General features: G+C 64.1%; 20 protein-coding genes. 12 read left to right on the top strand and 8 right to left on the bottom strand.

Features of this window, described 5'->3' with window-relative positions; translation table 11 throughout:
- Window positions 1-48 precede the first annotated feature (48 nt).
- From C7I85_RS01725 to C7I85_RS01710, 4 genes are all read left to right on the top strand, one after another.
- Window positions 49-1,530: an ABC transporter substrate-binding protein gene (locus C7I85_RS01725; RefSeq protein WP_106722217.1), complete on the top strand. Its 1,482-nt coding sequence runs from the start codon at window positions 49-51 to the stop codon at window positions 1,528-1,530.
- Between the two features lie 78 nt (window positions 1,531-1,608).
- A complete protein-coding gene (locus C7I85_RS01720; RefSeq protein ID WP_106722216.1) occupies window positions 1,609-2,556 on the top strand; it encodes an ABC transporter permease in 948 nt (315 codons plus the stop codon).
- Window positions 2,553-3,425: an ABC transporter permease gene (locus tag C7I85_RS01715; RefSeq protein ID WP_106722215.1), complete on the top strand. Its 873-nt coding sequence runs from the start codon at window positions 2,553-2,555 to the stop codon at window positions 3,423-3,425. Before C7I85_RS01720 ends, C7I85_RS01715 begins: the two co-directional genes overlap by 4 nt.
- Window positions 3,422-5,047, top strand: coding sequence for an ABC transporter ATP-binding protein (locus tag C7I85_RS01710; protein WP_106722214.1), 1,626 nt, complete (start codon window positions 3,422-3,424; stop codon window positions 5,045-5,047). Before C7I85_RS01715 ends, C7I85_RS01710 begins: the two co-directional genes overlap by 4 nt.
- 89 nt (window positions 5,048-5,136) lie before the next feature.
- On the opposite strand, the gene C7I85_RS01705 is transcribed toward C7I85_RS01710, so the two are convergent.
- Complete coding sequence (locus tag C7I85_RS01705; RefSeq protein ID WP_106722213.1) at window positions 5,137-5,568, bottom strand: TerB family tellurite resistance protein; 432 nt, start codon at window positions 5,566-5,568, stop codon at window positions 5,137-5,139.
- Window positions 5,569-5,677: 109 nt separating this feature from the next.
- Here C7I85_RS01705 and C7I85_RS01700 point away from each other — a divergent pair, with 109 nt between their 5' ends.
- Entirely contained in the window at window positions 5,678-6,463 is a 786-nt protein-coding gene (locus C7I85_RS01700; RefSeq protein ID WP_106722212.1) for a TSUP family transporter, read from the top strand.
- Between the two features lie 94 nt (window positions 6,464-6,557).
- The gene (locus tag C7I85_RS01695) at window positions 6,558-6,989 is read left to right on the top strand and encodes a VOC family protein (protein WP_106722211.1); all 432 of its coding nucleotides are present in this window, start codon (window positions 6,558-6,560) and stop codon (window positions 6,987-6,989) included.
- Here C7I85_RS01695 and C7I85_RS01690 read toward each other — a convergent pair whose 3' ends face one another.
- Both C7I85_RS01690 and C7I85_RS01685 read right to left on the bottom strand, forming a co-directional pair.
- Window positions 6,990-8,459, bottom strand: a complete 1,470-nt coding sequence (locus tag C7I85_RS01690; RefSeq protein WP_106722210.1) for a cobyric acid synthase — start codon at window positions 8,457-8,459, stop codon at window positions 6,990-6,992.
- A gap of 5 nt (window positions 8,460-8,464) precedes the next feature.
- Window positions 8,465-9,067, bottom strand: coding sequence for a dimethylsulfonioproprionate lyase family protein (locus C7I85_RS01685; protein ID WP_106722583.1), 603 nt, complete (start codon window positions 9,065-9,067; stop codon window positions 8,465-8,467).
- Window positions 9,068-9,277: 210 nt separating this feature from the next.
- On the opposite strand from C7I85_RS01685, the gene C7I85_RS01680 reads away from it, so the two are divergent.
- Window positions 9,278-10,447 carry an isobutyryl-CoA dehydrogenase gene (locus C7I85_RS01680; RefSeq protein ID WP_106722209.1) on the top strand — a complete coding sequence of 390 codons (1,170 nt, stop codon included), beginning with the start codon at window positions 9,278-9,280 and terminating at the stop codon, window positions 10,445-10,447.
- Window positions 10,448-10,528: 81 nt separating this feature from the next.
- Complete coding sequence (gene mmsB / locus C7I85_RS01675) at window positions 10,529-11,413, top strand: 3-hydroxyisobutyrate dehydrogenase (RefSeq protein ID WP_106722208.1); 885 nt, start codon at window positions 10,529-10,531, stop codon at window positions 11,411-11,413.
- A gap of 286 nt (window positions 11,414-11,699) precedes the next feature.
- Here mmsB and C7I85_RS01670 read toward each other — a convergent pair whose 3' ends face one another.
- The 3 genes from C7I85_RS01670 to C7I85_RS01660 form a co-directional block, all read right to left on the bottom strand.
- A complete protein-coding gene (locus C7I85_RS01670) occupies window positions 11,700-12,062 on the bottom strand; it encodes a hypothetical protein (RefSeq protein WP_106722207.1) in 363 nt (120 codons plus the stop codon).
- Window positions 12,063-12,218: 156 nt separating this feature from the next.
- Window positions 12,219-13,601, bottom strand: coding sequence for an aspartate aminotransferase family protein (locus C7I85_RS01665; RefSeq protein ID WP_106722206.1), 1,383 nt, complete (start codon window positions 13,599-13,601; stop codon window positions 12,219-12,221).
- 211 nt (window positions 13,602-13,812) lie between these two features.
- Window positions 13,813-14,991, bottom strand: coding sequence for an MFS transporter (locus C7I85_RS01660; protein ID WP_106722205.1), 1,179 nt, complete (start codon window positions 14,989-14,991; stop codon window positions 13,813-13,815).
- A 214-nt stretch (window positions 14,992-15,205) separates the two neighbouring features.
- Between C7I85_RS01660 and C7I85_RS01655 the strand changes: the two genes are divergently transcribed.
- The 3 genes from C7I85_RS01655 (at window position 15,206) to C7I85_RS01645 (ending at window position 20,823) form a co-directional block, all read left to right on the top strand.
- A complete protein-coding gene (locus tag C7I85_RS01655) occupies window positions 15,206-16,783 on the top strand; it encodes a trimethylamine methyltransferase family protein (protein ID WP_106722582.1) in 1,578 nt (525 codons plus the stop codon).
- Window positions 16,784-16,863: 80 nt separating this feature from the next.
- The gene (locus tag C7I85_RS01650) at window positions 16,864-19,434 is read left to right on the top strand and encodes a GcvT family protein (protein ID WP_106722204.1); all 2,571 of its coding nucleotides are present in this window, start codon (window positions 16,864-16,866) and stop codon (window positions 19,432-19,434) included.
- Between the two features lie 9 nt (window positions 19,435-19,443).
- The gene (locus C7I85_RS01645) at window positions 19,444-20,823 is read left to right on the top strand and encodes a M24 family metallopeptidase (RefSeq protein ID WP_106722581.1); all 1,380 of its coding nucleotides are present in this window, start codon (window positions 19,444-19,446) and stop codon (window positions 20,821-20,823) included.
- Here C7I85_RS01645 and C7I85_RS01640 read toward each other — a convergent pair.
- Both C7I85_RS01640 and C7I85_RS01635 read right to left on the bottom strand, forming a co-directional pair.
- Complete coding sequence (locus tag C7I85_RS01640; protein ID WP_106722203.1) at window positions 20,790-21,620, bottom strand: phosphate/phosphite/phosphonate ABC transporter substrate-binding protein; 831 nt, start codon at window positions 21,618-21,620, stop codon at window positions 20,790-20,792. The two genes, C7I85_RS01645 and C7I85_RS01640, sit on opposite strands and share 34 nt — an antisense overlap.
- 40 nt (window positions 21,621-21,660) lie before the next feature.
- Window positions 21,661-22,674: a fatty acid desaturase gene (locus tag C7I85_RS01635; protein WP_106722202.1), complete on the bottom strand. Its 1,014-nt coding sequence runs from the start codon at window positions 22,672-22,674 to the stop codon at window positions 21,661-21,663.
- Window positions 22,675-22,897: 223 nt separating this feature from the next.
- On the opposite strand from C7I85_RS01635, the gene C7I85_RS01630 reads away from it, so the two are divergent.
- Entirely contained in the window at window positions 22,898-23,749 is an 852-nt protein-coding gene (locus tag C7I85_RS01630) for a helix-turn-helix domain-containing protein (protein ID WP_106722201.1), read from the top strand.
- Window positions 23,750-23,798 lie beyond the last annotated feature (49 nt).

Here is a 23,798-nt window from a genome sequence, read left to right as displayed (position 1 = left end):
TTCACGTTTCTATCCAAGCTCGTTGAAGGCAATGGGAGAAGGGCAACGATGAAATCCTGGAAGACGATCCTTGCGGCAGCGGCGATCGCGCTGGCGACAAGCACAGCGGCCATGGCCGCCAGAACCGACCTCGTGCTCGGCGTGGTGCTGGAGCCGCCGCATCTCGACCCGACGGCGGGTGCCGCCGCGGCCATCCGCGAAGTGGTCTATGCCAATGTTTTCGAGGGTCTGACCCGTATCGGCCCCAAGGGCGAGGTGCTGCCTGACCTGGCCGAAAGCTGGACCGTTTCCGATGACGGCAAGGTCTACACCTTCAAGCTGCACAGCGGCGTCAAATTCCACGACGGCTCCGACTTCAGCGCCGAGGACGTGAAATTCTCGCTCGACCGCGCCCGTGCGCCGGATTCCACCAACGCCCAGAAGGGCCTGTTCGAGGCGATCGACACCGTCGAGGTCATCGATCCCACCACCGTCAAGGTGACGCTGAAGAATCCGCAGGGCGCGTTCCTCTACAATATGGGCTGGGGCGATGCGGTGATCGTGTCGCCCAAGTCGGCCGACACCAACAAGGAAAAGCCGATCGGCACCGGGCCGTTCAAATTCGACAGCTGGGCGCGCGGCTCCTCGATCAAGCTGGTCAAGGCCGACAACTATTGGGGCGAGCCGGTCTATCTCGACAAGGTCGAGTTCCGCATCATCCCCGACGCTTCGGCTGCCGTGCCGGCGATCCTCTCCGGCGACGTGCAGGCCTTCCCGAACATGCCGGTGGGCGACAGCCTGTCCCAGCTCCAGTCGGACCCGCGCCTCAAGGTGGTGATCGGCTCGACCGAGGGCGAGACCATCCTTGCCATGAACAACAAGAAGCCGCCCTTCGACAATCTCAAGGTGCGGCAGGCGATTTCGCACGCGCTCGACCGCCAGGCGATCATCGACGGCGCATCCAACGGCCTCGGCACGCCGATCGGCTCGCATTTCGCGCCGCATAACCCGGCCTATATCGACCTGACCGGCACCTATCCGCATGACGTCGAAAAGGCCAAGGAGTTGCTGAAGGAGGCCGGCCTCGAAAACGGCTTCAAGACCACGCTGAAGCTGCCGCCCCCGCCCTATGCCCGCGACGGCGGCCAGATCATCGCCTCCGAGCTGCGCGAGATCGGCATCGACGCAGAGATCATCCCGCTCGAATGGGCCGATTGGCTGAAGCAGGTCTTCACCGACAAGGATTACGACATGACGATCGTCTCGCACACCGAGCCGAACGACATCGATATCTATTCGCGCAAGGACTACTACTTCAATTACCAGAACCCCGACTTCAACAAGGTGATCGACAAGCTGAACCTCACCTCCGATGAAGGCAAGCGCAAGGAGCTCTACGGCGAGGCGCAGAAGATCCTCGCCAAGGACGTTCCGGTGGGGTTCCTCTTTGAGCTGCCGAAGATCGGCGTGTGGGACGCCAAGCTCGAAGGCCTGTGGGACAACGCACCGATCCTGGCTAACGACCTGACCAAGGTTAAGTGGGCCGATTGATCAAGCATCTGTTGAGAAACACTGCCCCGGAGCCGGAAACGACTTCCGGGGCAGTTTCTTTTTGGGCAGGCTGACACCATGACCGCCTACCTGACCAAACGGTTGCTGATAGCCCTTGTGACGCTTGCCGTCGCGTCGGTGGTGGTGTTCTCGATGATCGAGATCGTGCCGGGCGACCCCGCGCGGCTGATGCTGGGCATGAACGCCACGGCCGACGCGGTGCAGGCGCTGCGCGACCAGATGGGCCTCGATCAGCCGCTGCTCGTCCGCTATGTCGACTGGGTCAGCCGCCTGCTGACCTTCGATCTCGGCAAGTCCTACACCTACAATGTGCCGGTTCGCGACCTAGTCTTGGAGCGGTCGGTCGTCTCCCTGCCGCTTGCCATGATTGCGCTGGCGCTCTCGACGCTGATCGCCATTCCGGTCGGCATCTTTTCCGCCGAGCGGCGCGGGCGCTTGGCCGATACGATCTCCATGGGCGCCGCGCAGATCGGCGTTGCCGTGCCGAACTTCTGGTTCGCGCTGCTTCTCATCTACGTCTTCGCCGTGTGGCTGCACATGGTTCCGGCCGGCGGCTTTCCCGGCTGGAGCGCGGGCGTCTGGCCGGCGCTGAAATCGCTGATCCTGCCGGCCATCGCGCTCGCCCTGCCGCAAGCCGCGATCCTCTCGCGCGTCACGCGCTCAGCCATGCTGGAAGTGCTGGGCGAGGACTACATCCGCACTGCGCGCGCCAAGGGCATGCCCCGCAACGTCGTGCTGTGGCACCATGCGCTGCGCAACGCGCTGATCCCTGTCTTGACGATCCTGGGCCTGCAATTCGCTTTCCTTTTGGCCGGCGCCATCATCATCGAGAACGTCTTTTATCTTCCCGGCCTCGGCCGGCTGATTTTTCAGGCCATCACCCAGCGCGACTTGATCGTGGTGGAAAGCGTGGTGATGCTGCTGGTGGCGGTGGTGGTGCTCGTCAACCTGCTGGTCGACATCTCCTACGCGATCGTCGACCCGCGCCTAAGGACAAGACGATGACGATCATTGCCGACGAGCCCGTTCCCGAGCCGCAGCCCGGCTTCCTGGCGCTGGCTCTGCGCAACCGATCCTTCGTCGTCGGCGCGCTGCTCACGCTGTTCATTGCCGGCATGGCGCTGCTGTCTTTCTTCTGGACGCCTTACGATGTGACCAAGCTGGTGGTGGCCGACCGTATGCTGCCGCCCTCCTCCGCACACTGGTTCGGCACCGACCAGTTCGGTCGCGACGTGCTGTCGATGATCATGGTCGGCGCGCGCGCTTCCATCGCGGTCGCGCTGGTGGCCGTGGTGATCGGCATGGGCGTCGGCGTGCCGCTGGGCTGCTGGGCTGCCGCGCGCGGTGGCATCGTCGACGAGGTGCTGATGCGCTTCAACGACGTGGTGTTCGCCTTCCCTGCCCTGGTCATGGCGATCCTGATCACCGCCATCTTCGGACCGAGCGCGATCAACGCCATCATCGCCATCGGTATCTTCAACATCCCGGTCTTCGCGCGCGTGGCGCGCGCTGGCGCGCTTGCCATCTGGCCGCGCGAATTCATCCTCGCCGCCCGCGCCGCCGGCAAGGGCAAGGCGCGGATCACGGCCGAGCACATCCTGCCCAATATCGCCAACCTGCTTTTGGTGCAGGGCACGATCCAGTTCGCGCTCGGCGTGCTGGCGGAAGCCGGGCTCTCCTATGTCGGGCTCGGCGTGCAGCCGCCAATGCCAAGCTGGGGCCGCATGCTGTTCGACGCGCAGACGCGCATGATGGTAGCGCCCACCCTGGCGCTGTTCCCCGGCCTTGCCATCGTCATCACCGTGCTCGGCCTAAACCTGCTCGGCGATGGCATCAGCGACGTCATCGATCCCAAGCTGAGGCGGCAGCGATGAGCCTTCTGGAAATCGAAAAGCTGTCGCTGAACATCGGCCGCGTGCCGATTTTGAAGGACGTCGACCTGACGCTCGACGCCGGCGAGGTGATGGGGCTTGTGGGCGAATCCGGTTCGGGCAAGTCGATGACGGCGCTGACCGTCATGCAGCTTCTGCCGAGCGTGGCAAAGGCCAAGGGCCGCGTGCATTTCGACGGCATCGATATCCTCGCCGCGCCGGAACCGGCCATGTGCAAGCTGCGCGGCAATAAGATCGGCATGGTGTTCCAGGAGCCGATGACGGCGCTCAATCCGGTCAAGACCATCGGCGAACAGGTGGCCGAGGGCATTCGCTGGCACACGCGCGCCTCACGCGCCGAGGCCGAGGACCGCGCCCGAAAAATCCTCGATCGAGTCGGACTGCCGGCGAAGAAATTTCCGCTGTCGCGCTATCCGCACGAGCTGTCGGGCGGCCAGCGCCAGCGCGTCGTGATAGCCATTGCCTGCGCGCTGAAACCCAAGCTGCTGATAGCCGACGAGCCCACCACCGCGCTCGACGTGGTGCTGCAGGCGCAGATCCTCGACCTGCTGCGCGATCTGGTGGACGAGAACCGGATGGGGCTGCTTCTGATCTCGCACGACCTCGCCGTCGTCACCGAGATGTCCGACCGCATCACCGTCATGCGCCATGGCGAGGTGATGGAGACGGGCGAGACCGCGCCGACGCTTTCCGCGCAGGACCATCCCTATACCCGCCAGCTCGCGCAGGCCTCCATGCATGTGCCGGCGCGGGCAAAGATTCGTGGGACCGAACAGCCGACGCACGACCTTTTGCAGGTCGAGGCCGTGTCACGCGACTATCCCGGCCACCGCACCTCCCTGTTTCGCAAGCCCGAGCCGATGCGGGCGGTGGATGGCGTGTCCTTCTCGATGAAGGAAGGCCAGTCGACGGCGCTGGTCGGCCGCTCCGGCTGCGGAAAGTCGACGCTGGCGCGCATGATCCTGGCGCTCGACCAGCCAACCGGCGGTGCCATCCGCTTCATGGGCGAGCAGTTGACCGGGCGCGACGAGGCCGCGCTGAAGCCGGCGCGGCGCAACATGCAGGTGGTTTTCCAGGACCCCTACGGTTCGTTCAACCCGCGCCACAAGGTCGAGCGGCTGGTGGCCGAGCCGCTGCACACGCTGGAGAAGCAGCCGCAAGGCTCCGAGCGCCGCGACCTGGTTGCGCGCGCCCTGCACGAAGTCGGGCTGAAGCCGGCTGACATGGACAAATATCCGCACGAGTTTTCCGGCGGCCAGCGCCAGCGCCTTTCGATAGCCCGCGCCATCATCACCCGCCCAAAACTGGTGGTGGCCGACGAGCCGGTCTCGGCGCTGGACGTGTCGATCCGCGCGCAGATTCTTGACCTGTTCGCCGACCTCAACCAGCAACTGGGCGTGGCCTATCTGTTCATCACCCACGATTTGTCGGTGGCGCGCGCCATTACCGACGACGTGATGGTGATGCATGACGGCAAGATCGTCGAGCGCGGCAAGACTTCAGACGTTCTGGGCAACCCGCAATCGGAAGCGGCCAAGGCGCTCGTTTCCGCCTCGCCCGACTTGCGCCGGGCGATTGCAAAACGGCTGCAGGAACAAGGGTGAGCAGCCGGTTCAAGGAACGCGAAAGACCAGCGAACGCCGGGACGATGCGAAGCATCGGGGACCCGGCCGGGCAGCCGGTTCAAGGAACTTCAGCCGGCCGGTTTCACTACATCGGCCGGGCTGACGCCGAGCATGTCGATGGTGCGGCGCAAGAGGCGCACTTCGTTCTCCGAAAGCTGTGCATCGGCCTTGGCAATTTCGGCCATGTGGCGGGCAAGCTCCTTGCGCCGCTCGATGTCGAGATCCTGGAACATGGCCACCGCCTGGGAGCCGGTGGTCTCGTAGCCATAGTCCTGGAGATATTCGACCACTGCGTCGAGGCTGTCGCCGGCAATGCCAAAAGACTCCTCGCAGATGCGGCGGAACACCGCCATTTCGCTCTCGCTCACCGTGCCGTCGGCGAGGATCATGCGGAAGAGCAGCAACAGTTCGGCCGTCAGCACCGGGTCGTCCGCGACCTTGCGGACACCGGGATCGCCTTCGAACAGAGTTCGTATCTGCGCCAACAAACCGTGTGCCATCGAATCCTCGCTCCTGCCTTATAGGGATTGGTAGCGCGAAATGCGGCTTGCGCAAACCGGCCTGGTGTGGTCGAACCGGCGAACCTCCCCTGCCTTGCATGGCTCTCCGATGATCGACCTTGCCACCCAAACCATCGCTTTTCTTGCGATTGCCGCCTTCATAGCCGGCTTCGTTGACTCGATTGCGGGAGGCGGCGGGCTGATCACCGTGCCCGCGCTGCTCATCGCGGGTTTCTCACCGGTCGAGGCGCTGGGCACCAACAAGCTGCAGGGCCTGTTCGGCTCCGGCTCGGCCACCATCACCTATGCCGCCAAGGGCCATGTCGACCTGCGCCGGCAGCTGCCTTCCGCGTTCATGTCATGCCTGGGCAGCATCGCGGGCGCGCTGCTGGCCACGGTTCTGCCGGGTAAGCTGCTCAGCCTGGTTCTGCCCTTTATTCTGGTCGCCATCGCGCTCTATTTCGCGCTGAAGCCGAACATGAACGATGTCGACCGTCACGAACGCATGTCGCCGTTTCTCTTTGGCCTCGTCATCGTGCCGGCCATCGGCTTCTATGACGGCGTTTTCGGTCCGGGGGCCGGGTCCTTCTTCATGCTCGCTTTCGTCACCCTGCTCGGCTACGGCGTGCTGAAGGCGACCGCGCATACCAAGCTGCTCAATTTCGCCTCCAATATCGGCGCCTTCATCGCCTTCGCCTTTGTCGGCGTGATTTCGTGGAAGGTCGGCATCGTCATGGGCGTGGCGCAGTTTCTGGGCGCGCGCCTGGGCGCGCATATGGCAATCCGCAATGGCGCAAAGCTGATCAAGCCGCTGCTGGTCGTCACCTGCATTGCGCTGGCGGTGAAGCTGTTGATGGACCCTACCCATCCGCTGCGGGTGATGATCGGCGCCTGAAAGGCGCGCGCAAGCTGGCCTGAAAATTTCGGATGACCGGGGAACAAGCTTCCGGCACCATGACTTATCCGTGGGCATACGACCGGAGAGAGCCATGACCGCCATCAGCCCCATCGAGCCGCCGCGCATCTTTCCCACCTTCCGCTATCGTGACGCCGCCGCCATGATCGACTGGCTGGTGGACGCTTTCGGGTTCATCGTCCGCGCCCGCTACCACGACGACAAGGGCGTGGTGCAGCATGCCGAGCTGGCACTTGGCTCCTCCATGATCATGATCGGTACGGCCCGCGACGACGGCTTTGGCAATCTCGTCGGCGCGCCGGGACCGAACGGCGGCAAGGCGATCTATGTCGCCGTGGACGATGTCGAGGCGATGCATGCTCGCGCCGAGGCCGCGCAGGCAAAGATCCTCGAGGGCGTGGTCGAGCGCACCTATGGCAGCAAGGAATTCATCTGCGCCGACCCGGAAGGCAATATCTGGTCGTTCGGCACCTATTGGCCGAAAGCGAACGAGCCGGCAGACTAGTCAGCGGGCGGCGGCAAGGATCGCGTCGACGTCGAGATGTGCCTCCAAATGCGCTGCGATCTCGTCCAGCGCGCGTTCGACCTCGCCCCGATAGTCTATCCCCGCGCCCTTGATGCCGAGGCTTTCAAGAAACTTGGCGCGGAAAGCATCGGCACCGAACAGCCCGTGCATATAGGTGCCGAACACTTTTCCGTCGGCCGAGGTGGCACCGTCGTCGGTATTGTTGATGACGGCGGCGGGGCGCAGGCAGTCCGGCCCGGCGGTCGCGCCGAGATGGATCTCGTAGCCCTCGAGCGGCGTGTCGAAATGAACCGAGCGCGCGGTCACATTGCGCACCGTCTTTTCCGGCTCCATCACCGTTTCGATGTCGAGCAGGCCGAGCCCTTCGGCCTCCTTTACCGAGCCTTCAATGCCGTGCGGGTCGCGCACCACGCGGCCGAGCATCTGGTAGCCGCCGCAGATGCCGACGACATTGCCGCCCCGGCGGCGATGCGCCTCCAGATCGCGGTCCCAGCCGTTTTCGCGGAAGGCCAGCAGGTCGGCGATGGTCGACTTGGAACCGGGAATGACTACGAGGCCCGCATCGGCCGGGAGCCTTTGACCTGGCGGGACAAAAACTACTTCCACCTGCGGCTCGGCGCGCAGCGGATCGAGATCGTCGAAATTGGCGATGCGGCCGAGCATCGGCACGGCGACCTTCAGCGCCCTCTCCTCGCCGGCCGTCAGCCGTTCGAGAACGACCGAATCTTCCGAGGGCAACAGCGCCGCCGCCTTCAGCCATGGCACCACGCCGAAGCAGGGCCAGCCGGTGAAGCGGTTGATCGCGGCGATGCCGTCGTCGAACAGGGTCACGTCGCCTCGGAACTTGTTGATGAGGTAGCCGACGATCATGCGCCGGTCTGCGTCTGGCAGGATCAGATGCGTGCCGGCGACCGAGGCGATGACGCCGCCGCGGTCGATGTCGCCCACGAGGATGACCGGCACGTCGGCGCGCGTGGCAAAGCCCATATTGGCGATGTCGCGTGGGCGCAGGTTGATCTCGGCGGGCGAGCCGGCGCCTTCGACGATGATAAGGTCGGCATCCTCACCCAGCTTTTGCCAGGAATCGAGCACCGCGCCCATCAGCTGCGCCTTCATGGCCTGATAGTCGCGCGCCTTGGCCTGGCCGAACACCTTGCCCTGCACGACGACCTGCGAGCCGACATCGCTCTGTGGCTTGAGCAGCACCGGGTTCATGTGGATGGAGGGCGCGACACCGCAGGCGATGGCCTGCAGCCACTGCGCGCGGCCGATCTCACCGCCACCTATCTCGCCGGGAATGTCGGCCACGGCTGCGTTGTTGGACATGTTCTGCGGCTTGAACGGCCGCACTTTTAGGCCGCGCTTCTTCGCCGCCCGGCAAAGGCCGGCGACCAGCACCGTCTTGCCGACATCGGAGCCCGTGCCCTGGAGCATAATCGCCTTGGCCATGCCGTCTACTCCGTCTTGCCGGTGATGGTGGAGCGCGCGGCCAGCGGCCCGCCGCGCCACAGATAGAGCGCAAGTAGCGGCTCGCCCCCGGTCTTCATGGCATGATTGACGTTGGAAGGATGGTGGATGAGCTCGCCCGCCGCGCGCGGCACAAAACCGCCCTCACCCTTGCGCCACTCCGTGCCGCCGGTGAGCGGGATGTAGATTTCCTCGGCCAGATGATGGTGGTCGGGATAGACGATGTCGGGCCCGAGCACCAGAAGCCCGCCCGCCATATGATCGTTGGCGAAATGGCCGCGCGTACCGAACACTTCCAGCCAGCCGTAATTGTCGATGAAGTTCTGGCCGAAATCGGCCGGCGTGTAGGTCTGGCCCCAGCGTAGTTCGTGGCGATGCTTTGCGACAAAGGTCGCGAGCGGACGGAATGATTCGGGCGCCAAACTGGTGGTGCGGTCGAGAAGACGCGTGCAGGCAAGCTCGTTCGGCTCCAGCGGGCGCCGCGGCATCGACCAGTCGAGCGTCGCGGCGAAGTCGTGCAGGCGCTCGTCCTCGACCGTCGCCAGGGCATCGCGGAACCTGCCCAGCAGCTCGTCAAAAATTGTCGTCACCTGCACACCTCGACTTCCACAAATGCACAGCCGCTTCGCACAAGGTCGGGTTGCGCGGGGGCATCATTGGTCTAGATTGATCAGCATGCCTAGACCCGAGCCGCGAAAGTCGCAGACTTTTAGGTGCGGGTCCTGCGGCAAAGCGAACATTTTCGACGCCTACAGGCCAGCCGGCGTTCCGGCGTCGGAGGAATACCAGGGAGCAGACATATGGACGCCTCCACCGATCCGTCAGCCGGCCAGTTCGAACTCAATGAGGAGCAGCGCGCCATCCAGGAAATGGCCGACGCTTTCGCGCAGGACCGCGTGGCGCCGCATGCGCTGGAATGGGACCGCGACCACCATTTCCCCGCCGACGTGATCCGCGAGACGGGCCAGCTCGGCTTCGGCGGCATCTATGTGCGCGACGATGTCGGCGGCTCGGCGCTGAAGCGGTTGGATGCCGTGCTGGTATTCGAGGCGCTGTCGAAAGCTTGCCCGGCATTTTCGTCCTTCATCTCCATCCACAATATGGGCGCGTGGATGATCGACACTTTCGGCAATGAGGAGCAGCGCCAGCGCTTCCTGCCCAAGCTCACCTCCATGGAATGGCTGGCAAGCTACTGCCTGACCGAACCGGGCTCGGGGTCCGACGCGGCGGCGCTCAAGACGCGTGCGGTGAAAAGCGGCGGCGACTATGTGCTGAACGGCGCCAAGCAGTTCATTTCCGGCGCGGGCGACAGCGACATCTACGTCACCATGGTGCGCACCGGCCAGGAAGGCCCAAAAGGCATCTCGACGCTGATCGTACCCAAGGACGCGCCCGGCCTCTCCTTCGGCGCGCAGGAGCACAAGATGGGCTGGCACATGCAGTCCACAAGGCAGGTGATCTTCGAGGACTGCAAGGTGCCGACTGAGAACCTGCTCTCCGACGAAGGTGCCGGGTTCCGTATCGCCATGTCAGGGCTCGACGGCGGCCGACTCAACATCGCCGCCTGCTCGCTGGGCGGCGCGCAGTCGGCGCTTGAAAAGGCGCTTGCCTACACCGCCGACCGCAAGGCCTTCGGCCAGGCGATCAACCAATTCCAGGCGCTGCAATTCCGGCTCGCCGACATGGAGACGGAGCTGCAGGCGGCGCGTATCTTCCTCTACACCGCCGCTTCAAAACTCGACCGAAAGGCGCACGACGCCGGCAAATGGTCGGCCATGGCAAAACGCTTCGTCACCGACACCGGCTTCAACGTCGCCAATGAGGCACTGCAACTGCACGGCGGCTATGGCTATCTGCACGACTACGGCGTGGAGAAGCTGGTGCGCGACCTGCGCGTGCACCAGATCCTTGAAGGCAGCAACGAGATCATGCGCGTTATCATCGCGAGGGCACTGATTGGAAGGGAGTAAGGAAACAGGAGAGTAGGATCGAGCCTTTCCCCTACTCCCTTACTCCCCTATTCCCTTGCGACTATCCGGAGGAAAACCGACATGACCACCATCGCCTTCATCGGCCTCGGCAATATGGGCAACCCCATGGCCGCCAACCTCGTCAAGGCGGGGCACAAGGTGCAGGGTTTCGACCTGATCGCCGAAAACCTGGCCACCGCGCGCGAGCATGGCGTGACAGTGACGGCAAATGCCGACGCGGCGGTGAAGGATGCGGAGGTCGTGATCACCATGCTGCCGGCCGGCAAGCACGTGGTATCGGTCTATGAGGACATCGCTCCGAAAGCCGCCAAAGGCGCCCTCTTCATCGACTGCTCCACCGTCGATGTGGAATCGGCGCGCAAGGCGCATGCGATTGCGGCCAAGCATGGTCTGCCTTCCGTCGATGCGCCGGTATCGGGCGGCACCGGCGGTGCGGCGGCAGGCACCCTCACCTTTATGACGGGCGGCTCCGACGAAGCCTTCGCCAAGGCCGAGCCGATCCTGCAACCCATGGCGGGGCGCATCGTGCATTGCGGCGGCGACGGCGCCGGCCAGGCGGCCAAGATCTGCAACAACATGATCCTCGGCATTTCGATGATCGGCGTGGCCGAAGCCTTCGTGCTGGCCGAAAAGCTCGGCCTCTCCCACCAGGCGCTGTTCGACGTGGCGTCCACCTCGTCCGGCCAGTGCTGGTCACTGACCAGCTATTGCCCGGTGCCCGGCCCCGTGCCCTCCTCACCGGCCAACCGCGACTACAAGCCCGGCTTTGCCGCAGCCTTGATGCTGAAGGATTTGAAGCTCTCGCAGGAAGCGGCACAGGCGTCGGGCGCGGTCACGCCACTCGGCGCGGAGGCCGCGCAGCTCTACGCCCTGTTCAATGCACAAGGCCAGGGCGGCGTCGACTTCTCCGGCATCATCAACTTCCTGCGCGGCGCGGCTAAGTAAGTCTTTTAGGAAGTTCTTAGCCGAACAGCCGGAAAAAGTTACAAATTTAGGTTTAATTAAGCTCTCGCTAACCACGCGGTAACAATGTCCGGGTAGAACGGTGTGCAGGCGGGATCGCAAACCGCCGCACGCTCCGGATCAGGTATTGCGTACCGGAGCCGTTACCTTCGCAGCGTATCGGGGTCGCGAAGGGCCATGCGTATCAATGGCAAAGCCGTGCTCTTCCGCCTAACGGAAGACGCGGTTTTTGCCTTTGGGATCGCAGCAGGGCAGCCAGTCAGCTACTTTACCGCTTGCTTGAGAGTCTTCGGAAATTTGCCTTCACGCGCCTGCTTGCCGGCTTCAGCGCGGCTTGCGCCGAGCGACTTATGGCTCCGGCCGGTCGCGAGGGTTTCCGGCCTGCAAAGACGTCGAACCAGAAAATCGTAGCCGAACGCATCAAGGAAAACTGCGCGGCCCAAATGCCTTCGGCCAGGGCAGCGTTCTTTTCCACAATCGCCCGCCACGCCTCGGCGCCGACAAGCTTGCCGTCACGCGTCTCCTTGGCCATCAGCGGCAAGCGCATGGCGATTACCATTGGCGCGAGCATCAGATCGAATGCGATGGCCGCACTGCGGCGCATGTCGTCGGGAGAGATAAAGGGCTTCATCTAGCGCCTCGCGATGACGGACAGCCTCACCGCCAACGCGCCGGACAAGGGTCCGTTCCGCAGGAGCACTCAGCCGCGCTGCTAGAACTCGGCCTCCACCGCCTCCCGAATGCGAAACGGGCGCGGAGGATATCCGCGCCCGCGTTGAAAAAGACCTTACTTGGCCTTGCTGAGGTCGGCCAAGGCGAGGTCGAGAGCCTTGACGATGCGGTCGCCCGCCATGTCGATGGTCTCGCGGGTCCAGATCAGCGGCGGCGACAGGATCATCGAGTCGCCGGTGGCGCGCATCATCATGCCCTGGGCAATCGCATGGTCGCGCACGACGACGGCCGCGCTGCCTTCCGGCTGGAAGCGCTCGCGGGTCGCCTTGTCCTTGACGATCTCGATCGCGCCCATCAGGCCTAAGCTGCGCACTTCGCCCACCAGCGGGTGGCCGGAGATGCGCTCCTGCAGCATTTTTGCGAAATACGGGCCGGTGTCGTTCTTGACGCGCTCGACCAGGCCTTCGTTCTCGATGATCTCGAGGTTCTTCAGCGCCACGGCGCAGGCCACCGGGTGACCCGAATAGGTGTAGCCGTGGTAGAACTCGCCACCCTTCTCGACCAGCGTCTTGGAGATGCGGTCGCCGACCAGCAGCGCCGACAGCGGCTGGTAGCCGGAGGTGAGCGCCTTGGCGGTGGTGATGGTGTCGGGCTCGATGCCCATCGACTGGGCGGCAAACCACTCGCCGGTGCGACCGTAGCCGGTGATGACCTCATCCAGCATCAGCAGAATGTCGTACTTGCGGCAGATGCGCTGGATTTCCGGCCAGTAGCTTGCCGGCGGAATCTTCACGCCACCGGCGCCCATGATCGGCTCGCCGATGAAGGCAGCGACGTTTTCGGCGCCGGCTTCGAGGATGGCATCCTCGACGGCCTTGGCCGCGCGCAGGCCGAAGTCGTGGTCGCTCTCGCCGGGCAGCGCCAGCTCGAACGCATAAGGCATCATCACATGCTTGATGTTGGGCACGGCACCGCCGAGCTGCTCATGCATGCCGCTCATGCCGCCGAGCGACGTCGCTGCCACGGTCGAGCCGTGATAGGCCATGTTGCGCGAGATGATGATGTTCTTCTCGGGCTTGCCTTCGAGCGCCCAGTAGTGGCGCACCAGACGCAGGGCCGTGTCGTTCGATTCCGAACCCGACGAGCCGTAAAACACCTGGTTGATGTGCTTGGGCGCGAGTTCGGCCAGCTTCTTGGCCAGCAGTACCGGCGTCGGCGTCGCACAGCGGAAGAAGGAGTTGTAGTAGGGCAGCTCCTTCATCTGCTCATAGGCGGCCTCGGCCAGCTCGTGACGGCCGTAGCCGACATTGACGCACCACAGGCCGGCCATGCCGTCGAGCAGCGCGTGGCCTTCGGAATCATAGATGAACGGGCCGTCGGCGCGCACGATCATGCGCGCGCCGGACGCACGCAGGTCCTTATGGTCGGTGAACGGGTGAAGATAGTGCGCGGCGTCGATCGCCTGCAGCTGGGAAAGCGAAAAGTTCTGGTAAGTCATGGGTTTATCCATTCCAGTTGAATCATTCCGGCAAGGCCGGGCGTAATGTTTCAGCTGAAGGAGGACGGCGGCGAATAGCCGATGCGGGCACACAGGCGCAAAAGCTCGGTGTGCCGTGTACGCGGCGAAGGCGTCACGGCAACAACCAGAAGCGCGCAGGACATGCGTCGTTGAACCATGGCTCAAATCTAGACGAGGCGAGGCCCGATGTTCAAGTCTCGTTTCGGCGCTGCCAGGCGCGTAGGCCGGCAAATCCGATCAGCACCACGCAAAGAACACCCAGCAGGACGGGCAGCCCCTGGATGCCGACGAACTGCATCACGCTGCCCGCGCCGGGCGGACCGGCAATGCCGCCCAGCCCCCACATCAGCCCGAAGGCGGCGTTGCCCGCCACCAGCATCGAGCCGCTGAAACGGTTGCCGAGCTCGATCAGCGCCATGGTGTAGATGCCATAGGAAACGGCGCCGAGCACGAACAGCATCGGCCAGATCGCCGGCGTCTCGATCAGCACCGGCAGCAGGGCAGCGCCCGCGAGGCTCGCCACCGCGCAGGCAATCATGACGGCGCGGGCGGTGAAGCGTTCGGCGAGCAGGCCCAGCGGTATCTGCAGCGCGACGTTGCCCGCGACCATGGTGGCGAGCAGCGCCGCCAGGACGCGCTCCGGAATCTCGTAGCTGGCGCCATAGACCGGCAGCAGTGCAAAGGCGCTCTGTTCGAAAGCGGAGGAAACGACGACGGCCAGAAGCAGCGCAGGCGCGTGCCGGACAAAGCCCGACAGCGGCGTGTGGCCATTGCCGTCGAACATGGACGGCAGGCGCGGCGCAACGAATGTCAGGCACAGGGCGCAGGTGAGGAAGGCGGTGATGCCGATGGCGAAGGGAGGCCAGCCGGAGGTGCCCACCATCATGAGGCTGAATGGCCCCGCCGCGAAGCCAGCGCCGATGATGGCGGTATAGATGCCCATCAGCCGGCCGCGCCGCGACGGCGGCGCAAGCGAGAGCATCCAAACCTCGCTCAGCACATAGAGCGGATCGATGGCGACACCGACCAGGAACCGCAGCAGGAACCAGGCAAAGCCATTCTGCAAATAGCCGATCAGCAGGAACAGAGCGCCCGCCGCCAGAGCGCAGCTGACGACGATGCGGGTCGCGCCGACCTTCTGAACCAGCCACGGCACGAAGGGCGCCGAAGCGATCAGGCCGAGCGGCGTCATGGCTGCCGACAGGCCGATCAGTGCCGGCGGCATGCCCTGCTTTTGCATCAGGAAAGTGAACAGCGGATAGCTGAGGCCCTGTGCAATGGCGAAGACCGACACCGTGGCAATGACGCCGAGGATGGGCACCCACGGCACGTCCGCAGACAGCTCGGCCTCATTGCGAACGATGTTCATGAACCCCTCCCCACGCATGCGAATTGCCTCGCCGGTGACGCTCTGTGCGTCGCCCTCCGGTTTCCGGCGCGTCACATCTAGCTGACAGGAGGGATCGCGGTCCAGACACCCCCGGCATGTCGCTTTGCTTGCGCTAATGGTCGTCGCATCCGCAATCAAGGATGTCCGCCCGGTCCATTATGCCGACCATCTTCGCTATGCCATGAGGCTCACCATGACCGCTGCCCTCAACCCCGCAGAACCGGTTCTCGCGACCGACCGCAGCCGCCGTGGCGGCCGTGCGGGCAAACGTGCGGGCGGCTCGACGGGCTTCGACCAACTGCCGTTCCGGCAACTGCGCATTCCGTTCGAGCCCACGCGAATCGTCTCCGACGACGAGCTCGAAGCAATCCACCTCGCCTCGCTGCGCGTGCTGAAGGAAATCGGCGTCGACGTGCTGCATGATGAGGCCCGGGCGATCATGAAGCGCCATGGCGCCGATGTGCGCGAAGGCTCCGAGCGCGTGCGCTTCGACGCCGACATGATCATGGAACTGATTTCGCACGCGCCGCCGGAATTCACGCTGCATGCGCGCAATCCCGCGCACAATGTGCGCCTGGGCGGCAACAACCTCGTCTTCTCGCAGATGGCGTCGGCGCCCAATTGCTCCGATCTCGACCGAGGCCGCAGGGCGGGCAGCCAGCCGGATTTCCGCAATCTGGTGAAGCTCGGCCAGATGCACAACATCCTCCACGTCACCGGCGGCTATCCGGTCGAGCCAGTGGACCTGCATCCCTCGATCCGCCACCTGGAATGCCTGCGCGACTTCGTGCTTCTGACCGACAAGGCTTTCCATGCCTATTCGCTGGGCAAGGAGCGCAACCTCGACGGCATCGAGATTTGCCGCATCGGCCGTGGGGTGCCGATGGAGCAGTTCGTGGAAGAGCCATCCCTGCTCACCATCATCAACACCAACTCGCCGCTGAAGCTCGACATTCCGATGATGGAGGGCATCATCCAGATGTCCTCGCACGGGCAGGTCGTCATCGTCACGCCGTTTACGCTGGCCGGCGCGATGGCGCCCGTCACCGTGGCCGGGGCGCTGGTGCAGCAGAATGCAGAAGCGCTCGCCGGCATTGCCTTCACCCAGATGGTGAGGAAAGGCGCGCCGGTCGGCTATGGCGGCTTCACCTCCAATGTCGACATGAAGTCGGGCGCGCCCGCCTTCGGCACGCCGGAATATATGAAGGCCCAGCTCGTTGGTGGCCAGCTCGCCCGGCGTTACAAGATCCCCTACCGCACCTCCAATGTCTGCGCCGCCAATGCGGTCGATGCGCAGGCCGCCTATGAGAGCGTGTTTTCGCTGTGGGGGTGCATCCAGGGCGGCGGCAACTTCATCAAGCACGCCGCGGGCTGGCTCGAAGGCGGCCTGACCTGTTCCTACGAGAAGACCATCCTCGACATCGACCTGTTGCAGATGGTGGCTGAATTCCTGACCCCGCTCGACGTGTCGGAGGATGCGCTTGCCATCGACGCCATCCGCGATGTCGGCCCCGGCGGTCATTTCTTCGGCACCGCCCATACGCAGGCGCGCTACAAGAGCGCTTTCTATGCGCCGGTGATTTCGGACTGGCGCAACTTCGAGACCTGGACCGAGGCCGGCGCGCCAACGGCGGTGGAGAAGGCCAATCGGGTCTGGAAAGAGCGCCTGGCGAACTACGAGGAACCGGCGATCGACCCGGCCATCCGCGAGGAACTCGACGCCTTCGTGGAAAAGCGCAAGGCCGAAGGCGGCGCACCGACGGATTTTTGACACCAACTCGACCCTCTGATCCCAAATCACGGGGTCTGCCACATACTGACTCACTCCATTAGATTGAGAGCCTCAACACCATGAAATCCCACGTAAAAGCTGTAGTCATCGGCGGCGGTGTCGTCGGCTGCTCCGTGCTCTATCACCTCGCCCGCGCCGGCTGGAAGGACGTCATGCTGATCGAGCGATCGGAGCTGACTTCCGGCTCGTCCTGGCATGCGGCCGGCGGCTTCCACACGCTGAACGGCGATCCCAATGTCGCGAAGCTCCAGGCCTATACGGTGCAGCTCTACAAGGAGCTGGAGGAGGTCTCCGGCCAGTCCTGCTCGCTGCATCTGACCGGCGGCATCATGATGGCCGACAGCCCCGAGCGCATGGACTTCCTGCGCCTGGCTCACGCCAAGGGCCGCTATCTGGGCATGGACACCGAACTGATCACGCCGTCCGAAGCCAAGGCGATGTTCCCGCTGATGGACGAGAAGAATTTCGTCGGCGCCATGTGGGACCCGGTCGAAGGTCATCTCGATCCCTCCGGCACCACCCACGCCTATGCGAAGGCAGCCCAGAAGCTCGGCGCCGAGATCGTGCTGCGCAATCCGGTCAAGGAACTGACGCAGGAGGTGGACGGAACCTGGAACGTCATCACCGAACAGGGCACGGTGAAGGCCGAGCATGTGGTGAACTGCGGCGGCCTGTGGGCGCGCGAAGTCGGTCGCATGGTGGGCCTCGAACTGCCGGTTCTGGCCATGGAGCACATGTATCTCCTCACCGAGCCGATGCCGGAAGTGGAGGAATTCAACAAGTCGACCGGCCGCGAGCTGGTCGGCGTGCTCGATTTCAAGGGCGAAATCTACACGCGCCAGGAGCGCAACGGCATCCTGCTCGGCACCTATGAGAAGGCCTGCAAGCCCTGGTCGCCGGTCAACACGCCGTGGGATTTCGGCCACGAGCTGCTGCAGCCCGACATCGACCGCATCGCGCCGTCGCTCGAAATCGGCTTCAAGCATTTTCCTGGCATTGCAAATGCGGGGATAAAACAGATCATCAACGGCCCATTCACCTTCGCGCCCGACGGCAACCCGCTGGTCGGTCCGGTGCAGGGCCTGACCAACTACTGGACCGCCTGCGCGGTCATGGCCGGCTTCAGCCAAGGCGGCGGCGTCGGCCTCGCCTTGTCCAACTGGATGGTGCATGGCGATCCGGGATTCGATGTCTGGGGCATGGACGTTTCGCGCTACGGCGAGTGGGCAACGCTGCGCTACACCAACGCCAAGGTGCGCGAAAACTATTCGCGCCGCTTCTCGATCCGCTTCCCCAACGAGGAACTGCCGGCTGCCCGGCCCGCGCAGACCACCCCGCTCTACGACACTATGGTCGCCAACAACGCCGTCATGGGCGACAGCTGGGGTCTGGAAACGCCGCTCTGGTTCGCGCCGAAGGGCACCGAGCCGAAGGACATCGTCTCCTTCCGCCGCTCCAACGATTTCGAGCATATCGGCAACGAGGTGCGCGCCACCCGCGAGCGCGTCGGCGTGACCGAGATCGCCAACTTCGCCAAGTACGAAGTGGCGGGACCGGGCGCCGAGAATTTCCTCAACCGGCTGATGACCAACCGCATGCCGAAGACCGGCCGCTTGGTGCTGACCCCGATGCTGAACGAATTCGGCAAGCTGATCGGCGACTTCACCATCGCCAAGGCGGCCGAAGACCGCTTCATGATCTGGGGCTCGTCGGCGGCGCAGAAGTACCACATGCGCTGGATCGAGAGTCAGCTGCCCAAGGACGGTTCGGTGCGCATCCACCGGTTCGACCAGACGCTGGTGGGCCTGTCGATTGCCGGCCCGCGCGCGCAGGCGCTGCTCGCCAAGCTGGTCGATGCAGACGTTTCTACAAAAAGCTTCCGCTTCATGGACTATCGCGAGATGGCCGTCGGCGGCGCGCCCTGCATGGTCAACCGCATCAGCTACACCGGCGATCTTGGCTACGAGATCTGGATGCAGCCGGCCTATCAGCGCCTCGTCTACAAGGCGATCAAGGAGGCGGGCGAGGAATTCGGCATCGTTGATTTCGGCATGCGCGCGCTGCTGTCCATGCGTCTGGAAAAGAATTTCCCGACCTGGTTCCGCGAGCTGCGGCCGATTTACGGGCCGTTCGAAGGCTCGATGGACCGCTTCATCCGCATGGAGAAGAACGACTTCATCGGCCGCGAGGCAGCCGCGAAGGAGCAGGCGAAGGGTCCAAAACTGCGCCGCGTGTCTTTCATCGTCGACGCACTCGACGCCGACGTGATGGGCGACGAGCCGATCTGGGCCAAGGTCTCGGTCGATTTCGGCACCGTGGAGAAGCCCCACGGCTACGGCGCGCCGCGCTTTGACGAGATGGGCAAGGAAGCGCGCGGTTCGGCTGCCGATGAAGGCGATTCCAGCATCCGCGGCATCGTCGATGGCGAATGGCGCGTGGTGGGCTGGGTCACCTCGGGCGGCTATGCGCACTATGTCGAAAAGTCGCTGGCACAGGGCTACGTGCCCGCAGCCCTTGCCGAGAACGAGAGCGAAGGCCAGTTCGAGATCGAGATCTTGGGCAAGCGTCGCCCTGCCCGCATCAATGTGCTGCCGCTGTTCGACCCGGCCGGCGAAAAGATGCGGGGTTAAACCATGACGATGACCGGCCGGACCTCTGGAACTTTCGGCCGGCACCGCAAGATCATGCCATTCGAACCGGGCGGCGGAGGTGCTTCACCGCCCGATTCCGTTGAGGATCTGCGTGCCGCTGCGCGCGACAAGGCGGCCGCGCTCAACCAGCATGCGCTGGGTTACGGCGAAGTGGCCGAGCGCGAATGGCGCGAGGCCGGTATCCCGGCACCTGACCTGCCGGCCATGCGGCGCTTCCGGTTGGAGCGCATTCGCGCCGAATTAAAACGGCGCGACTATGCGGGCGCCCTGCTCTACGATCCCGTCAATATCCGCTACGCGACCGACTCCACCAACATGCAGCTCTGGGTCGCGCACAACCCGACGCGCCACTGCTTCGTTGCGACCGAAGGGCCGGTGGTGCTGTTCGACTATTTTTCCTGCGAGCATCTTTCCGACCATTCGGGCGTCGTGGATGAAGTCCGGCCGGCGGTGTCGTGGATGTATCTCTACAGCGGCGAGCTGACCGACATGAAAGTGCGGCGCTGGGCGGCGGGGATCGCCGATCTGGTGCGCGAGCATGGCGGCGGCAACAGCCGCATCGCCGTCGACCATCTCGATCACGAAGGTGTCGAGGCCTTGGCCCGGCTCGGGGTTACGGTCGGCAGTGGCGAGGCGGTGATGGAAAATGCCCGCCTCATCAAATCGCCCGACGAACTGCTCTGTATGCGCCGCTCCATCGTGGCCTGCGAGGCGGCCATGGGCGAAATGGAAGCCGCACTGAAGCCCGGCATTTCCGAAAACGAGCTATGGGCAGAGCTGCACCGTGGCAATATCGCGCGCGGCGGCGAATGGATCGAGACGCGGCTGCTGGCTTCCGGCCCGCGCACCAATCCCTGGTTCCAGGAATGCTCGTCGCGCGTAATCGAAGCCGGCGATCTTGTCGCTTTCGATACCGATCTCATAGGGCCCTATGGCTTCTGCGCCGACCTGTCGCGCACATGGCTCTGCGGCGACGGCCAGCCGAGCAACGAGCAGAGCGACCTCTACCGCATCGCCGCCGACCAGATCGCCCACAACACCGAATTGATGAAACCGGGCGTTTCGTTCCGCGATCTCGTCGAGCGCTCGCAAGTGCCGCCGCCGGACTGCTTTCCCGCCCGCTACGGCGTGCTCTATCACGGCGTCGGGCTTGCCGACGAATATCCGACCTTGCCGCATGCGTCCGACTGGACGGCAGACACGCCGGACGGCGAGCTCGAGCCCGGCATGGTGCTGTGCGTGGAAAGCTATATCGGCCGCCTCGGCGGCCATGAGGGCGTGAAGATCGAGGAGCAGGTGCTGATCACCGGCTCCGGCAACGAGAAGCTGTCGAGCTATCCGTTGGACGCAAGGCTCATGGCCGGCTGAGCTGAAGCTTTCAGCGCGGATTGCAGCTTCGCAAATGTCTCGTCCGGCATGCCGGCCGGCACGATGAAGGGCAGGCCCTTGCGCAGCCCGGTCCAGCCGACGACCCGCAGCCCGGCCACGGCCGGCTCGAAACGCCTTGCCAGCGCAAGGCTCCGGCAATCTACGGCACAGACGTCAGCCCGCCCTTCGGCAACCGCGACGATCGACAGCCGGTGGCCGCCGGTTTCGACCAGTTCGGAAAACAGGTCGAGGCCCTCACCCGCGGCCTCCAGATCGCGCGTGAGCGCGATGATACCGGACATGGAGTCGTCGCTGTTGTAGCCAAGGCGCTTACCGCGGATGAGATCGAAGGGAATGGAGGGTGTGCCGTCTTCGGAGGGAGCCGCGTCCGCCTCGCCGCCCGCGCGCATCAGGATGGCGCTCGAATAGAACTCGCCCCTCCCACCGACAAAGGCCGAATAGTCGGGCTGGCCGACCACGCGCACATGCGGCGCCAGCCACAATTCCATTGGACCCCAGCAGGTCTGGGTGAAGAGCAGCGCGGGATGATGCCAGAGCGTGGGCAAGTGTAGCTCGTCAGACGGCAGCGTCGCCGGATCGGGCGCCACGACATTGCCTTCGGCGTCCATAATGCCACCGGGCACCGACGGCATGTCGGCGTTGCGGCGGACGAGATGCTCCGGCGCATTGAGACCTGCTGCACGAAAGGCTTCCCGCAGACGCGCCCATTCGGCGTCGGTCTCGGCCCGCATCTCGGGCCAGTCATACATCGCAAGCGCTGCAATCATTTCAGTCATGGCCCTATTTTGCTGCCCATATCTGCAGAGACAAGCAAAACTATTCCTTCGGCGGCTCGGCCGGCACCGGCGCGGTTCCCAGTCCATGGACCGAGCGGGCACGCACGCGCGGCGCAAAGGCGCGGCCCGCCTCGGGCGCACGGCGCAGCGCCGGATGCACCACCGGCTCCTTGGCGCGGAATGCAAACTGGCGAAGCAGCGCGGAATAGTTCGGGAAAAAATAACCGCGGTTCATGGCGATCCATTCCTCGCGGCGCTCGCGGAACAGTGTCGGCAGCTTGTACCAGGCAACCGTTGGGCTGTGGTGGTGCACGAAATGCAGGTTGTTGTTGAGGAACAGGATGGACAGCGGCGACCGCTCGATAATGACCGTGCGACCGTCCGGCCGCTCCGACCATTGGTGTTCGGCGAAGGTGCGCACCGAAATCAGCGACTGGCCAAGCCAGACCGGCACCAGCACGTAGAGCCAGAACGGTATCTCAAAGACGAACACCACCAGCGGTATGACGATGGCAAGGCCGATGGCATGCAGCAGCCATGCCTTGCGCACGGCACGGTCGCCCTGGAGGATCAGCCGCGCATCGGACAGCAGGAAGCCGATCGTGCCGAGCGGCGGGTTGAGCACGAAGCGCCCGACCATCGTGTTGTTGGCCGTCAGCAGCATCTTCATGAAGCGCGGAAGCGTGTGATGCTTCCAGACGGCCTCATAGTAGCTTTCCGGATCGTCTAAAGGATCGGTCAGGTTCTCGTCCGCGTGGTGGCGCAGATGCAGCGTCTTGAAGCGGCGGTAGGGATAGACCAGCCCGATCGGCAAGCCGACCAACAGCTCATTGACCCACGCCTTGCGCGTCGGGTGTCCGTGCAGAGCCTCGTGGATCAGCGAGGACTGCATCGCAAGCAGGACGCCGAGGATCAGCAAGGTCAGTATCGGATAATGCGGCCAGAGGAAGTAGGACGCCCCCGCCCAGGAGCCGTATGTTGCAGCGATCAGCGCGACTGTCGGCCACTCGATTGTCGGCGCGCAATTTCGCCGTATGTCCTTCACGTATGCCATGCCCCACTCACTTCCCCGGATTTGCCGGCAAATCGGCATCTCCTGACAGGATGCTGTCAGTAGTCAGGTCAAGATTCAACGCGACAATGGGAACAGAGTGTTGATTTTGGGCTTCTTAATGCGCAGTTGTTGTGAATTGTAAACAATCCTCTGGAACAAATACGGTGTTGTGTGCGTTCATGAAGGTGAAGCACGCGGAACTTGGCGTGCAGGGAGCCGCAGCGTGGACAAACGTGACCTTTCAGGGGTGTTTCGCGAGCGGCTGAAGACGCTTCTGCAGCGCTCGGGCCAGAATCAATCCGCCTTCGCCGCCTCGGTCGGCATCGACCGCTCGGCATTGTCCCAGTTGCTCTCGGACGAGGCCACCCGCCTGCCCCGCGCCGAAACGCTGATGACGATCGCCGCCGAGCACAAGGTCTCGCTCGACTGGCTGCTCGGCCTCAGCCAGGACGAGGGCCTGACCGGCGAGATCCGCGAAAGCCTGGAGATCGAGGAAGGCCCCGGCGGTTTCGACCGCACCTTGCTGGCCAAATGGCATTCCGAGGCGGCGGGCACCAAGATCCGCTACGTGCCGGCCGGCATTCCCGACCTTTTGCGCACGGACGCGCTCGTGGAGTACGAGGCAGACATCTCCAACAGAAGCCGACAGACCCAGGCCGGCGAGACGCAATACCGCATCGACTACAGCCGGCGGCCGGAAACCGACATGGAAGTGTGCATGCCTCGGCACACGCTTGAGATTTTCGCGCGCGGCATGGGCATCTGGGACCGATTTCCAGAGCGCGAGCGGCGCGAACAGCTGCACCACATGGCCGATCTCATGGAGGATCTCTACCCGACCTTCCGGCTGTTCCTCTATGACGGGCGTCTGCGCTACTCGGTGCCCTACACCATCTTCGGGCCCTATCGCGCCGCCATCTATGTGGGCGACATGTATATGGTGCTGAACGCCACCCAGCCGATCCGCACGCTGACCCGGCATTTCGACAACCTTATTCGCAGCGCCGAGATCAACGCCCATGAGTCGGCCGGCTTTGCCCGCCGGTTGGCCGAGACGGAGCTTGCGCTGGCGTAGCCGCCCAAAGTGGCGTTGACTGGATATAAGGATTTCTTTATATCCTTAT

The organism is Pseudaminobacter soli (ex Li et al. 2025) (assembly GCF_003012705.1).
In the GTDB taxonomy this organism is placed as follows: Bacteria; Pseudomonadota; Alphaproteobacteria; order Rhizobiales; family Rhizobiaceae; genus Pseudaminobacter; species Pseudaminobacter soli.
The sequence above is the reverse complement of the archived record's forward strand: the minus strand, read 5'-3'. Positions and strand labels throughout refer to the sequence as shown.